Genomic DNA, 14,049 nt, shown 5'->3' with positions numbered 1-14,049 from the left:
CCCATAATCCCGATGCTTAAGCCTTACCTCTACCCCGGCATTATGGAGGCAGGATGCGACGAAGCCGGACGCGGTTGTCTCTGCGGACCCGTAAGCTGCGCAGCCGTAATCCTCCCCCCCGACTTTGAATGTCCCCAGCTGAACGACAGCAAGCAACTCACCGAGAAGAAACGTGAGGAGCTACGTCCATACATTGAGAAGCACGCACTCGCGTGGGCAGTAGTGATGGTGGATGCCGAGGAGATCGACCGCATAAACATCCTCAATGCCTCCATCATAGGCATGCACCGCGCCCTTGACGCCCTCTCCATCCGCCCCCAACACATCCTCGTAGACGGCAACCGCTTCAAACCTTACACCTCCCCCTCCAACATTGTCCAGCATGTCAATAACGTCAATATTGACAATACCGACATTACTGACAATATTGACAACGATACTATCCCCGACGGCATAATCATCCCGCATACAACCGTAGTCAAAGGCGACGCCACATACATGTCGATAGCAGCCGCCTCTGTACTCGCCAAGACCCACCGCGATGAACTGATGAAGAAACTCGCCGCCCAATACCCCGGCTACGACTGGGAAATCAACAAAGGCTACCCCACAAAAGCCCATCGCCAGGCAATCGCTCGCCTCGGTGCCACTCCCCTCCACCGCCACACCTTCCGCCTCCTCTGACCAACCAAAAACTATCACCCTAAGCTCTCTCATCCATCACCACTACCTCTCCACCCAATCTACCACTACTCCCTCTCCTACAAACCACCTTCTCCCAACGACGAACCACCACCCACACAAAAAAATAAAAAGATTTAACCCAAAATATTTGGCAAAACAAAAAAAACTCCCTAACTTTGCATCCACAAACAGCGACCCACTCCCGTGGGTACGACACCTTGCCCAGGTGGCGGAATGGTAGACGCGCTCGTTTCAGGTGCGAGTGCTGAGAGGCGTGCAGGTTCGAGTCCTGTTCTGGGCACCTCTGAGAAGAGATAAGATTCTGAAAAAATACAGTTTCTTATCTCTTTTTTTTCTTTAACATTGCACCGATTTTGCACCGAAGAAAATTTATTCAACAATGTTATACTTCAAATAATGGAAAATATTCCACCTGAAATAAATAATATAGAACCAAACTATTGGGAAGCATTAAAAAATCCTGATAGTCTGTTTTATGCCTTTTGGTTATCTGTTGCTCTTTTGGTATTTATGTCATTGTTAAAATATTTGGTGTCAAAAGAATCTGAACGGAAAGACTGGGGACTGCTGGCACTTGAATTGCCAATTGATTTATGTTTAGTTGTAATCACAGTTATAATAACAGGTTTTATGAAAGAGCCTAATTTTGCATTAGGAATTGTACTTGTTGTGATAAGCTTAGTGGTATCAATAATATGCTGTCATTTTAGACAGTGTTCTATCAGACACAGTTATGATGAAAAAGGACTTAAGGTATATTTATTTGGCATCCTTGATGTCATTCTCGCTATAGCCTGGATTTGTTTTATTTACCTACAAATAATTTAAGATATGTCTGAATTTATAATATATGCCTCTCTCGTGGCTAGCATTTTATCGTTAGGGTATTGCCTATATATATATCGTATGAGGAGGAAATACACCAAAGAAAATGATAAGGCTTCTATTACTGGTCAACGCAAAAGGCTAGAGAACCAAATATATAGTTTAAATGAAATTTTGTTAGGGGATCCAGAACGCTTATTTGACAATACAAAGCTGCTATTACAATTTCCTGATAAAGATTTGAGCATAAACTCTGTTATTCCAAACCATTCTTTTTACAAAGATCTGGGGATTGACCTTGGAAACGTAAAGGTCAAGGACAAGACTGTTTTTTGCCTAATGCCATTTCATAAATCTTTTGATAAAACGTATTTAACTATTAAAGACGCTTGTCAGTCTAATGGATATGAGTGTTATAGAAGTGACACACCATATAATCCTGGTAAATTATTGAATCAAATTGTCCAATTAATTTTGGATTCTCAATTAATTGTGGCGGTGTTGGATGGGAAGAATCCCAACGTGTTTTATGAAATTGGACTAGCACATAGCATTGGGAAAACCGTGATTTTAATAGCAAATATGAGTAATGTCAAGGACATTCCTTTCGATTTGAGGTCTGACCGATTATTGCTTTATTCTAACCCTAAGGATCTAAAGAACAAGCTTTCTAATATTTTAGGAACCATTCACTATGTTTGACGAAAAAACTAAAATAGAGATTATAAAAAGACTGTCGGAAAGAATTCCTTCGTTTGAATGTCCAATTTGCCATAATAAGAACTTTAGTATTGTAGACGGATTTCTAATACAAGGTATTCAGCATCAAATGGATAGCATAGTATTAGGGAATGGCCCTATGGTGCCTTCTGTAGCACTCGTATGTACTCATTGTGGCTTTATGTCACAGCATAATCTTGGTATCCTAGGAATGATAAATAGAGATTCTCTAGAATAACAAAATACAGAACTTATTGATATTTGTGGTAGTTCTCCGTCCAAATTATTACGGATTAAAACGAAGTGAAATAGGCGTATATCCCTATATAACATATCATAATTCACTCAAAGACTTAAAAGAGCCACTCAACTTGGATTGAATGGCTCTTTGATTATAGTTCTTCTGGAAGATCGTCTGAGTCTTGTGCCTGTTGCTCTTCTTCTTTTTGTTGAGGGATGAACTGAAGGAATAGACGGAGGAAGGCTTTGTCTCGGAAGAAGTAGTCGGGGTTGTCAATCAATTGCTCTTCCATGTAATAGAGACCGAAGTTGGCGTATTCTTCCATTTTCTCCACAAGAGCATCGACCACTTTTCGAGGTGTTACTTTTGGGTCTCCTTTATCGAGTGCAATCAAGTCTATGTCTGTTTTTGCTATGAGAGCAGCAAAGATATAGTCTCTTATCGCTCCATAAGTCTGACGGATGCCGCGAGTCTCAATATTGCCCCAGTACTGTATAGCCTGACCACAAGTTTTCCGCTCCTCTTTATCATCTGTCAGTTTACGAGTCTGGTCGAAATATAACCCTATAAAGAAAGCAATTATAAAGATTTCATAACCGGCCCCGAATATTTTTCCTCGGGTTTCTGAAAGTGAGGTATTCCCCTTGCCGTAATCGGCAAAGGTCTTGAAAATGGGCTCTTCAAAGCGTTTCTCCCATTCCGGGTTGCGTTTGGCCCAAAGGTCATACAGCTTCTCCATATTACTTTATAGGGGTTATAATGGTTCGAATTGTTGAAAGATCATCTTGATTGAAGCCTGCTTCTTTCTGGATGCGGTAGACTGTGCATGTTAGCTGGTCTATCTTAGCTTCGTCTATGTTGCCACGGTCATCAAGGAAATCTTTAGTTACGATGATGCATTGCTTCTCAATACTGTCTATAATGTTGTAGAATCCACTTTCCTTCATTCCTCCGAACGATGAAGTCGGAGCATCGAAAATCAGAGGATAATTCTCATCTCTTTTGCTGCTAGTAAGGTCTGAGATAGCGAATAGCACGGACATGTACATTGTGGTGAGTTGGGAACCAGATGGATCCGTTATAGCTCTTCCATTTGTACTAAGAAGTCTAATTTCCGTTGTATCCTGACTTGTGCGGACCAGTTTTATGATACCATGGAAGTCTTGTGTATTCAAACGCTCCAAATACTCATTGGCAAGAGTCTGAATTTCAAATAAGAAGCGAGTAAGGTTGAATTCCTTTGCTTCTTTGAAGGCTTCGGAGATATTACGTAAAATGATATGAACCTTTTGATAAACCTTAGCCATGCTGCTGCCGGGATTAAGGCTGTCATACCTATCTTCTATTTCCTTTTTAAGAGCTTCTGCCTTACGAAGTTCTTCACGCAATTCCACGAGCCTCTTCTCGGCCTTTCCCTTTTGCTCGAAAAAGCCTTTAAGGTTTTGAAAATCGAGGTCAAGCTGTTCTTCTGTTACGCCTTCTACTTGAATCAACAAACGCGCTTTGTCATCCAATGCATCTTGAAGTTTTTCTTCTGCTTTGGCAAGTTCCCTTTTGAAGGTTTCCAGCAGCTCCAATCTGTCGTAAATTGTACCAGATAATTCCGATATATCCTGAGCCTTGCTTCCCCCCAGAGAAATACTGAGATTATGCATTTGCTCAATATATCGGTTTACGAAGAGTTCTTCTTCCTTAGGTTTTTCTTCTTGAGCTTTTTTCTTTTCTTCGAGGTGCTTTTTGAACTCGTTGAGCTTTGCGACCATGAATTCATATGCATCAGTGCCTTTAGCCGCCGGTCTGCCACACACTTTGCATATCTCATCATCAATCATCTCTTGCATGGTTTCTTGATCGGGCAAGTACCATGGAAGCCTAGATGTACCATTTGCCAATGAAGAAATCTCATCAAGGACTTCCTGACGACCTTCTTCTTTAGCTCTTTGAGCAACAAAAAGGTCATGGAGCCTACGTTTCTCCTTACTAAACGCTGATGCCTTCTCTCGGAACTCCTTTAATATTGGACTGAAAGAAGCCAATATCCAAAGTTTGTCCAACAGATTTACGTTGAAGTTCTGTGCGCTGATTCTGCTTTTCCATTGAAGTACGTCTTCTTCTCTGGCTTTTATCAGTTTTTTGAGTTCCTGATACCGCTCACTCGCCTCTTGATTTTTCTCAAGCACCTCGATTCTCGAAGCGAAGAGGTCTGCGCTTTTTTCGGTGTCTCTTATATCTCGACGGGTATTGTTGATGCGCGCATTAACTTCCGTTTTTTGTCCTTCAAGAATATGTGCCTCACGTTCTGTCTTTTTATCGTTTTTACACTCTTTCTCATAGGCAGTTCCCGATTTGGCTTCAAACTCATCTGTCATTTCGACATACTCGTCAAACTCTCGAATGTCGGAAAGTTTATCAACGAGCATTTTGAGAGCATCCGGATCATCGAAAACATTCAATGTGCTCTCTCCTTTAAACATACTGTAACGTTGGATAAAGGAATCGAAGCATCGTACTATCAGACTTTTTCCGGTAACCGGGAATCTTTCGGCACCCTGGGTTTCATAGCCCTTGAATGAGAAGCTACGAGTTATGTACTTGTCTTCGTTTACGCGTTCAACGATGAATGATTTTTCAATCATTTTCTCACCATCGTGATCGAATGTCATTGAAACAGAAACAGTCTCCACCTCCCCGATTTCCAATTCGGATTTTCGCATTTCAGAAATGTTGTTTATATCTGCTTTTTCAAGAGCAGGATCCAACAACCATTTCAGCGCATCGAAGAAAGTGGTCTTTCCATCGCCATTGTCACCTATGATAAGTGTTAGGCCTGAAGTAAAATCGAAGCTACACTCACCATAGTAACTGCGATAGTTCTTAATGGTTAGATTCTTTATTATCATACCGTCTTCTTAAGATAATCGGTGATTTCGTTATAGATATTCTTGGAAGTATTACCTTCAGAGTGGCCTTGAATTATTCTTGCCACTGTACGGACAATTGGATTCAGTGAAACCAACGCCTGATCAAAAGTCGTAAAGTCTTTCTCGCTGTAGCCACCGACCTCCATCAAGTGTTGGTTCAGAAGAACTGCAGTCAGCATTTTGTCGTTGTTCGTTTTATATCCTATCATACATTAAATATAGAGAGATTGTAATAATTTAGAATGTCCTCCATCTCACGAATTGTATCGTCAAGATTTTCAGATAAGTGTGCGAAATTATATACTCGCTTAAGTTCATTTGCAAGCATATTCTTTTCCATTTTGTATGTCTCTTCCGAATCACATACTTCTGGGGCCACCACCAGGTCATGGATTTCAGCCATATGCTTGTCGGGGTGAGTACGAAGTATGCGTCCCCTTCGTTGAATGAATTGGCGGGGATTCCCCGTGCTCGCACAGAATATTGCCAGTTCACTTCTTGGCACATCAACGCCTTCGTCCAGACATTTCATTGAAGTCAAGACATTTAGTTTACCCTCAGCAAAATCCCTTAAGAGGTTGTCTCTTTCAGTAGAGTTAGAGGTGAATTGTCTCACAGTTATTGTAGGATTTAAGTCTCTAACAATCTTAGTATAGACATCTATCAGGTGAGCACTTTCCGCATCATCTCCTATTGTGTCTGTATTGTCGTAGATATCGGCATCTTCATCCCGTTTATTTCCTTCCGGTACATAAACGAGTGTGTAATCAAGATTGCCTTTATCTTTGATTCTTCTTTCAAGTATTTCTTTGAAAACCGCCTCCTTATTAGCTGCTTTATGGATGATGCACTTTCTCTTTAATAGTAGAGCGGTCAACATATCATCATCTTTAGGTCGAAATGTATTCTGGTTGAATACGTAATACTGCGCAAGCTTACGAGAAATTTCTAAATATTCCTCCATTTCGGACGATGTAAGTCTTACTATATGTGGATAATATCGATACCTGCAAAGCACACCCTTTTCAATAGCCTCGGCCATAGAATACTCATAGATGTATGATGAATCGCACCCGAAGAATTTCATGATTTTGGAGGTAGTCTCCTCGTCGTATTGACGTTCTGGTGTTGCAGACAAACCAATACGTCTCAGATACGGAACATTCTTAAGCCGACTCAATATCTTGCCGGCTCCCATATTGTGTGCCTCGTCCGCAATCATCAAAACTTGTTTACGAGGAAATACATTGAGTCTGTTAAAGACATTATCACGAGCATAAGATGCATAAGTGCTAATGATGATATAGGAATATTTCTTTCCCGATGAATCCAGGCTTTCATTGAACTCAATATCATCAATTTCTTTTCTCCAATTTGGATTTTTAGAATAAACTTTTACGATTCCACTGAAACCAAATTTTTTGCATTCGATAGCCCACTGATTTACAAGAGTGATTGTTGGCACAAGAATGAGTGCTTTATAGTAGCCGCTCCGCTTATATATTTCAAGAAGACAATTAAGCGACGTTATAGTCTTGCCCGTACCCGTTGCCATGGCGAACAGCCCCTTCTGAATGTTGTTTTTCCAATTTTCAAAGGCTATCTGCTGGTATTCTCGTGGGCCGGACGGATAAGGGAAGTGTGGAGCAATTAAATCGACTTGCTTTGAAACTTTCATCTTGTCGATAGCTGCGGTTATTCGCTCTTGAGCTTTCGATAACGCTTTTCGAACTGTTGCCGGCATTCCCTCCTTATCTAGGCTATTGATTAGCTCTTGTTCATTTTCAAGAAGTTCTTGAAGATGTTTAGGCTGTGCCCGTTCAATTATATATCCTTTTAGATCCGCTGCATCAATAAATTCTATGTCATCATCTTCCCCTTTGAATGCTCTGTCAAAAGATTTTTGAATACCGTTGATTCTCCCAGTATCTGCCGGTCCGTTCCAGTCACAAAAGACACTTAGGCTCTCTTTGTTGTGCATTAATGCTGAAAGGGAGAAGTTGACAGAGCCTTCAAACCCTATCTTATTTATTCCATCAGAGAAGGTACCGCATTTGGTGTGAGCGATACCGTTTCCATTAACCATGCGTACAATCTTAATCTCAATGTGGTCATTCCGTATCAGCCACGCAAGGCAATCGAAAAAATGCCGATTACGATTATTAAGAGTATAGCAAAGTGACTCGAAGTTACTTAAATCAAAGTATGGAAGATAATTTCCTTCATGAGCCATTGATATTGCACTAATGTCGTCACTGCTGAGGATGTCATTAATAATCATTCTCATCTTACCACCATTGTAAATGAAAGAAGCGAAGCCGTAAGAGAGGACGTTAATAGCCGTCGAAGAGAAGAATCCCAGCATTAGATCAAAGGAAGTCGCATTGCACAAAGCCTCGGAAAAGAAACCAACAGGCTCCCATTCGGTTTTAGTCTGATACCTGAAATCTTCAGGCCATGTTACGTCCGTCTTCAACATACCAAATTATATAAAACAGTTAGCGCAAAATGCATCATTGTCGTCATCGTCAAACATATCCACAAGAAGTCCGGTGCCGGCTTTTCTCTTTGCTTCTTGTTTCTTAATGGCATCAAGTTTAATTTGTCGAATACGCTCAGGACGAATCATTTCTTCAAGACTTTCGTTCTGATTCCATGTATAGCCATCCTTTTCAAATTCCATTGCTTTTGCAAATAGATCCGGATGCTGTTCATAGAGCCATATCCATTCTATTTTCTGTTGGAAGAAACAGAAGTAACAGCCTGAACGACTGCGGTTATATATGCCTACTTTTCCATCTACCTCGAATTCGATAGGTTTATAATAGGCTGGGACTCCAACACCACTATCTTCCAAGATTCTGAAAATATCCTCTTTGATAAGAATATCCTCATTGTCAACAAGAGGAAATTCATCCAATTTGCCGACTGGATAATCTGTACCTTTAAGATATTCAAAAACCGCCTGATTGAATAATTTCAAGTCAATATCCATCAATGCACTTGTTTTCTTGGCATAGTAGAAGTCCTTGGTCAGTGGATGCTCCAGAATTTCTTTCAATTTTTCCTTCATATCATCAGGAGCAAGAGAAAGATATATGTCTGTAAACCTCGCTATATTATTCTTATGTACGATGTTGTGAATTACATCAATACTCCATATATTTCTTCTAAAAGGAAAAATTGCTTGAATATTCGGCTTGGTTGATATGTAACCCTCACGATCTTCGTCACCACGAATACCAACGTATGAAATCGTAGGTTCGTCACCTACAAAGCGTTCCATCTCAGCCAATTTCATTTTTTGCGTACACCAACGCTGTTGTGGAGAAGGAAGAAAATTGCCGGATGCACGTAAAAAATGCTCAAAGGGTGTCGGCTCCGGACTCCCTTCTACCGCTCTTAGTCGTTTAATACCTCCAAGAAATGATTCAAGACGATTAATCAGTAGATCGGTTTCAGCAAGTTCACAACCAGTGTCAGTATTATAATATTCTACATTGAGATCTGGGTATTTCGACTTCATGTAGATAGCCAATGCCGCACTATCCTTTCCTCCGGAGATTCCTAATACATGTCTAACCATAATCATTTCAATTTTTCATTCAACAATTTAAGCAGAACACATATATCAAGGTCTCGATCCCCAGACATGGATTCTGAAAGTTTTTCCATCATCTGATTGGCTTTAATTTTCTTTGTAGAAGGGAGCCGGAATGTCTTTGCCTCTGAGAAATCGCCACTGGCAGTAGCCAACTCAAAATTAAATGCTTCGTCTCCATCTTCGAGGGCAACATCTGTTGAAATGGACGACGCGCGTTCCAATTCACTGAAAAGATGTAGAAGCCTATTTACGAGAAGTGATTCTTCATTATCTTTAGTTTCTTCAAGACGTTTGTCGTTGACAACAATGGTAATTTTCTCATAAAACTCTTTGCGATTGTCAGACGGTACAAGGATCCGTTCTAAAAATGATTTACTTTTTGGAGTAAGAAGATTTCCGTTCACCGTAGAATAACGTTTTGTGAGAAGCGGTTTATACTCGTCAAAGTCTGTTGTTAGACCGATATATTCCTTTACTTTATGCTCTATACGATCAATTAGAAAATCATAACAAGTATTAAGATCTCTTACTGCGGTACGGATAAGCTGAAGATACTGCGAGACGAAAGAGTCGCTATTCAAGTCGCGATAACCGAGTGCGGCAGGTAAGTCATCAAAAAATGTCTTTACCGGATCTTGCGCCTGAGCAAGTACATCTCTGAATTTGACCGTGAAAGGATTATCAAACTTTCGCGTAGTCTTGGCATACCTGTTAAGCGTACGATAAAAATGGAAAAATGGTTTAACAGTATCCAAAAGTGAATCAGTGCTTATGGCTACGCCATCATCTTTGCGAAGGAACTGACGGTAACGCTTAAAAAATTCCAAGCGCACCCCGGATACATCGAAAGCCTTGACAGAAAATTTTTTAAGTTGCTTTTGAAGTAGCTCAAAAACTTCTTTATTGAGATTCAGTACAAAAACGCTATCATTATAAAGGGCATAGTCCTGCTGATTGACATACAAGAATATAGGTAGCCAAATATCAATTACGCCTTGTTTAAGTTTATACGGACGTGTGCGAAGTATCTCGGACAGATCTGTCAGTTTCCGAGGTCTATCAACGCTGGATTTTAAGAATTCAATGCAGACTTGCCAAAGGGATTGAAGTTCCGGTTGAGTTGGTGCTCCCAATATCCAGTTTCCATTTTCATCTTGACGGTGAATACCAGAATCTCGCAGCAATGTATAATAGATTGTCTTCTCAGGAGGAAAAGATTGTTTTGCGAAGCCGAAATCCTCCTCATCAGAATGAAGAAGCATGGCATCCAATAGATTTACTCTTGCCAATGAAATAGCAGAACTGAGTTTTTGCTTATTGAATAATTCATTCCGAATAATTGGTGTTTTATGATATACTTCGGTGCATACTCTTGAAATGAGTTCGTTCAATTCTTTAAGAGAATGAATCCTTAGTTCCTCTCCATGAAAGTACCAGATTATAGAGCTTGTCGGTGATGCAATCTCCTCATTCAATGCACTGTTGAGTTTCTGTGTCTCATATCTTTTCTGATTCTCCAATTCTGCTTTTGCCACATTGTCATCCATTGCCACATTGTCTATAACATACTGGAGTTTCTTTATTTCGTGGAGATGCTTTGTTATGGAATCAGTGTTCTTAAAATATGCGTATACATTGGCACCAGCATTGTGCTTCTCTGATAATTCCTTGACATAGTTATGGATGTCCGATAAAGGGAATACCAAATGGATATACCCATCAATCTCTCCTGTTGGTTCAATATTTATCGGTTCATTCGTAACCTTGAACTCAAAGTAACGAGGTGTGCCGGTATGATAATATGACTCATTGGCCAAAAATACACGAGGGCGGACATGACCTCCAATTTCCTCAATAGATAATGAAGGAGTGGGAACAATTCCTGCTGCCTTGTAAAGTTCGTCTTCAAGATTGAGATTAGTTCCCTCAAAAAGGATGTATTGTGATTTATACTGTGCGTAACGAATTATTTTTAACGAAGTAAGTTTATCAATAATGGTCATAGGCTGATTTATACCCATAGCATTTTGAGCATAAATCTCAATAAACTCCTTTGTAAGTCTAATTCCTGCAAAAAAGATGTTTAGCAGACCAATTAACTTTATGATTTTTGTAGCCGATTCAATAAAGTTGAAACTTGCATCAATACAGCTAATTCTTTCTAAAGCAACGGTCAGCGACCGCCATCCGGTAGAATCGGAATTAGATTCTGATAATGCAGAGAAATAATGATAGCGAAGATAATCGCATACATCACTTACGTTATATGTGTTATTCGGTGTTGGCTCAAACTCATTGAGAGATCCTTTGCCTTGGGCAGAGAGAAATGAGAATAGACTTCGTTCATTTTGACCATACCGTTGGATTGCAATTGTCAAAACAACGGATGAAACCGGGTCAAGGGGATATAATTTTTCAGCAGTAGAAAACTTGAATCTATCTGAAACAATTTTCGATGAAATTGCGAAATCATAAAGAATTTTGAAGCCGAGCTTAGCTGCCGTGGTTATAGACAAAGGCTTGGCTTCCATCTGTTGAGTTGTCAGATAAAGTAGTTGTTCTACCGGCTCCGCAAATACAACTTCTTCAAAACGACCCTTAACCTTCTGCCATTCGTTTCGCTGCGTATCTGTGAGTTTGACTGCGTATGAACCGAAATTTTGATGAAGAGTAGTAATCAGGATAATGTTCCTACTTGGCACATTCACGAATTCCGCTAACTTCTGAAGGAAGTAAAGTTCTTTCTCAGGATTATTATTGGCAGCATACTCCAAAATTTTCCCAAACTCATCAATAACAATGAAAAGGAATTTGTTCTGTTTACGAAGTTGCTGATAATATTGATGTAGGTAATCAATCGGATTTTCATTCTCTGTAGACAGTTTCCGACCAATCAATTTACTTAGCGGTGCATAATCGCCAACAATATTCAGGAACTCAAAATCTTTAACGTCGCCAAAGACTTTCCTGTTTCGTACCAGTTGACCGATTCGGTTTTTGATGTCATTCTCAAATGCAAGAATGAAACTCGACTTCCCAGTGCCGTATGTTCCGATAAGTGTGAAAGAATGGTGTCCGCTATTGAAACCGTTTACCAAACTTCCTACAACGAGCTTGGCATTCTCAGTAACAATGTAATTAAAATCGTTAGCGGTATTATGCTCAATATTTACTGAAGGGATATAACTCATCGTTGTTCGTAATATTTGTCAAGAATAGATAGTGACTCAAAATTTGATAGGAATTGGACATTCTTCACGCCACTATTATCTGTAAAGGAAATCATTCCCGGATACTTTTGCTCTACGGATTGAATCATCTGGATAAGAGAAACTATTGGCATACTGAATGTCAAAGCCAATTCCGTCAATTTGTCAAACGATATTGTCCTATCTCCTTTGGCGATATAATGTAGGGCATAAAGAATGATTTCAGGAGAAATCTCGGCAGGAGAAACTTCTCTGAAAACATAATAATCTTCCTCATCCTTACCCTTAGTACCTTTGTGAATCAGGTTTAATTCGAGAAGAATGGATGAAAAATCCTCAATTGACTTTAGGTCTGATGGGGAAACATAGTTCTTCAGCAAAACTCCAATATCTTTACGGACAGTATTCTCATTGTAGACATTCTTCTGCTCTGGCACAGAGCATTTCCTTTTGATGAAATTTTGAAGTTCAGTTTTTGTAAACTCTTTTTTCTCTCGTTGATATTCAACGAATAGAAGATTATAAAGTGATGCTTCCTTTGTCGACACTATTAAGAAGTGAAGCAACCAAATAGTATTTATGTCTTGAACATATTGGTCACGACCAGTTGCGGAATCAAAAAGGTAAGAGGCAACCGATAATGGTTCATCTATTTTGATTAAACCAAATGCACGAAGCCAAAATCGGATGGAAGCTACCATATTTTTGCCTACACCAAGAATAGCAACACTATCCGGACTGCTGAAACGATTGCCGTTCAGCAAGAAATCATATCCTTTTTTCAGCCAAAGAGATTTACACTGAAAGGACTCATGTCCCGAAAAGCAGTATCTACTCAAAATCGTAATGTATTATTAGTTTACTTCTTATCTCTTAGTAAGAGATTTGTTAAAACACTAATAAATTGTTAATCAATAGAGTATAATGTAACTTTAGACAAACTTGCTTAACAAAATGAACTTTGATTATTTCAGGTGTAGCGATTATTTAGTATTTCACTACCTAAATATCAGAAATAATTACTAAATTTGCATAATTTAGGTATCTCTTACTAAGAGATTTGTCCACATGCTAAACAATATGACACTAAATGGATATATAGATTGTCTTTTACATCTTCCTGTAAATAAAAAAGATAATCTTGTTGCGCCACATAAGGCAGTTCTGTTATTGACAATATTGGAATTGATTAAATCCGGTGAAATTGACCGCCCATTTATACCTCTTACAAAATCTTTGGAAAAGGCTTTTAAAGCTACATGGAATCTGTATGTAAAGTCATCTGGCAGTTTCAAATGTGCATTAAATTATCCCTTTTATCATCTGTCATCATCTCCATTTTGGACATTGGTCAAACTCCCATCATTTGAATGCCGAAAAGAATATTCGTTGTCAGCACTGAAGAAAAGTTTTGCTGGAGCTGTTATCGATGAAGATTTGTTTCAGTTGATGAAAGATGATGCAAGCAGATCAGTAATCGAAAATATTCTAATTAAGACATACCTTAGCTCCGAATATCCTACACACAGTTCTGCCAATGTTGTTTTATCTACTTTGGCAATATTTCTCCTGACAGTTGCATGAATACCAAGTTACACTTAAATGTGGTTTGACATCAATATTATAATTAAAGTATTTTCCAAGTTCCACCCCTATCGGGGCTATCGTTAGTGATAATTCCAAGATTCTGCATGAACTTTAAATCGCGTTGTATAGTCCGACTTGTTGTTCCTATAGTTGATGCCAATATAGGTGCGGAAATTTCTTGATCGCTCTCAATCAGAGCGAGTATTTTGCGCTGACGATCATTCAATTTTCTATAGA

The 14,049-nt window shown here is 39.4% G+C and carries 12 protein-coding genes and 1 tRNA gene; 5 read left to right on the top strand and 8 right to left on the bottom strand.

The genetic code is table 11. The features are described from left to right. Positions 1-12 precede the first annotated feature (12 nt). From E5331_RS14680 to E5331_RS14665, 4 genes are all read left to right on the top strand, one after another. Positions 13-684, top strand: a complete 672-nt coding sequence (locus E5331_RS14680) for a ribonuclease HII (RefSeq protein WP_123480921.1) — start codon at positions 13-15, stop codon at positions 682-684. Between the two features lie 220 nt (positions 685-904). Beyond that, a tRNA-Leu gene (locus E5331_RS14675) sits at positions 905-985 on the top strand. A gap of 116 nt (positions 986-1,101) precedes the next feature. Then, on the top strand, positions 1,102-1,533 hold the full coding sequence (locus E5331_RS14670; RefSeq protein WP_123480947.1) for a hypothetical protein: 432 nt from the start codon (positions 1,102-1,104) through the stop codon (positions 1,531-1,533). Between the two features lie 78 nt (positions 1,534-1,611). Then, complete coding sequence (locus tag E5331_RS14665) at positions 1,612-2,232, top strand: hypothetical protein (RefSeq protein WP_135985578.1); 621 nt, start codon at positions 1,612-1,614, stop codon at positions 2,230-2,232. A 410-nt stretch (positions 2,233-2,642) separates the two neighbouring features. Here E5331_RS14665 and E5331_RS14660 read toward each other — a convergent pair whose 3' ends face one another. From E5331_RS14660 to E5331_RS14630, 7 genes are read right to left on the bottom strand one after another with little or no spacing between them, the layout of a single operon-like run. After that, positions 2,643-3,230, bottom strand: coding sequence for a glycoside hydrolase family 15 (locus tag E5331_RS14660; protein WP_123480950.1), 588 nt, complete (start codon positions 3,228-3,230; stop codon positions 2,643-2,645). A gap of 1 nt (position 3,231) precedes the next feature. After that, on the bottom strand, positions 3,232-5,391 hold the full coding sequence (locus E5331_RS14655) for an AAA family ATPase (protein WP_123480951.1): 2,160 nt from the start codon (positions 5,389-5,391) through the stop codon (positions 3,232-3,234). Further along, a complete protein-coding gene (locus E5331_RS14650) occupies positions 5,388-5,621 on the bottom strand; it encodes a hypothetical protein (RefSeq protein ID WP_123480952.1) in 234 nt (77 codons plus the stop codon). Before E5331_RS14650 ends, E5331_RS14655 begins: the two co-directional genes overlap by 4 nt. After that, positions 5,618-7,891: a DEAD/DEAH box helicase family protein gene (locus E5331_RS14645; RefSeq protein WP_123480953.1), complete on the bottom strand. Its 2,274-nt coding sequence runs from the start codon at positions 7,889-7,891 to the stop codon at positions 5,618-5,620. The genes E5331_RS14650 and E5331_RS14645 overlap by 4 nt, the downstream gene beginning before the upstream one ends. Before the next feature lie 6 nt (positions 7,892-7,897). Continuing rightward, positions 7,898-9,004: an adenine nucleotide alpha hydrolase family protein gene (locus tag E5331_RS14640; protein WP_123480954.1), complete on the bottom strand. Its 1,107-nt coding sequence runs from the start codon at positions 9,002-9,004 to the stop codon at positions 7,898-7,900. Next, the gene (locus tag E5331_RS14635) at positions 9,001-12,207 is read right to left on the bottom strand and encodes a hypothetical protein (RefSeq protein WP_123480955.1); all 3,207 of its coding nucleotides are present in this window, start codon (positions 12,205-12,207) and stop codon (positions 9,001-9,003) included. Before E5331_RS14635 ends, E5331_RS14640 begins: the two co-directional genes overlap by 4 nt. Then, the gene (locus tag E5331_RS14630; RefSeq protein ID WP_123480956.1) at positions 12,204-13,064 is read right to left on the bottom strand and encodes a DUF4007 family protein; all 861 of its coding nucleotides are present in this window, start codon (positions 13,062-13,064) and stop codon (positions 12,204-12,206) included. Before E5331_RS14630 ends, E5331_RS14635 begins: the two co-directional genes overlap by 4 nt. A 241-nt stretch (positions 13,065-13,305) precedes the next feature. Here E5331_RS14630 and E5331_RS14625 point away from each other — a divergent pair, with 241 nt between their 5' ends. Beyond that, positions 13,306-13,809 carry a hypothetical protein gene (locus tag E5331_RS14625; protein ID WP_135985576.1) on the top strand — a complete coding sequence of 168 codons (504 nt, stop codon included), beginning with the start codon at positions 13,306-13,308 and terminating at the stop codon, positions 13,807-13,809. A 43-nt stretch (positions 13,810-13,852) separates the two neighbouring features. Here the strand turns inward: E5331_RS14625 and E5331_RS21005 are convergent, their stop codons facing one another. Continuing rightward, entirely contained in the window at positions 13,853-14,038 is a 186-nt protein-coding gene (locus tag E5331_RS21005) for an HTH domain-containing protein (protein ID WP_123480958.1), read from the bottom strand. Positions 14,039-14,049 lie beyond the last annotated feature (11 nt).

Source organism: Lepagella muris, assembly GCF_004793975.1.
Lineage (GTDB): Bacteria > Bacteroidota > Bacteroidia > Bacteroidales > Muribaculaceae > Lepagella > Lepagella muris.
The sequence above is the reverse complement of the archived record's forward strand: the minus strand, read 5'-3'. Positions and strand labels throughout refer to the sequence as shown.

Excerpts from the sequence above, each read along its gene's own strand:
- E5331_RS14655 (WP_123480951.1), bottom strand. The coding sequence starts at position 5,391 with ATGATAATAAAGAATCTAACCATTAAGAACTATCGCAGTTACTATGGT.
- E5331_RS14625 (WP_135985576.1), top strand. The coding sequence starts at position 13,306 with ATGACACTAAATGGATATATAGATTGTCTTTTACATCTTCCTGTAAAT.
- E5331_RS14680 (WP_123480921.1), top strand. The coding sequence starts at position 13 with ATGCTTAAGCCTTACCTCTACCCCGGCATTATGGAGGCAGGATGCGAC.
- E5331_RS14660 (WP_123480950.1), bottom strand. The coding sequence starts at position 3,230 with ATGGAGAAGCTGTATGACCTTTGGGCCAAACGCAACCCGGAATGGGAG.
- E5331_RS14635 (WP_123480955.1), bottom strand. The coding sequence starts at position 12,207 with ATGAGTTATATCCCTTCAGTAAATATTGAGCATAATACCGCTAACGAT.
- E5331_RS14640 (WP_123480954.1), bottom strand. The coding sequence starts at position 9,004 with ATGATTATGGTTAGACATGTATTAGGAATCTCCGGAGGAAAGGATAGT.
- E5331_RS14670 (WP_123480947.1), top strand. The coding sequence starts at position 1,102 with ATGGAAAATATTCCACCTGAAATAAATAATATAGAACCAAACTATTGG.
- E5331_RS14650 (WP_123480952.1), bottom strand. The coding sequence starts at position 5,621 with ATGATAGGATATAAAACGAACAACGACAAAATGCTGACTGCAGTTCTT.
- E5331_RS14665 (WP_135985578.1), top strand. The coding sequence starts at position 1,612 with ATGAGGAGGAAATACACCAAAGAAAATGATAAGGCTTCTATTACTGGT.
- E5331_RS14645 (WP_123480953.1), bottom strand. The coding sequence starts at position 7,891 with ATGTTGAAGACGGACGTAACATGGCCTGAAGATTTCAGGTATCAGACT.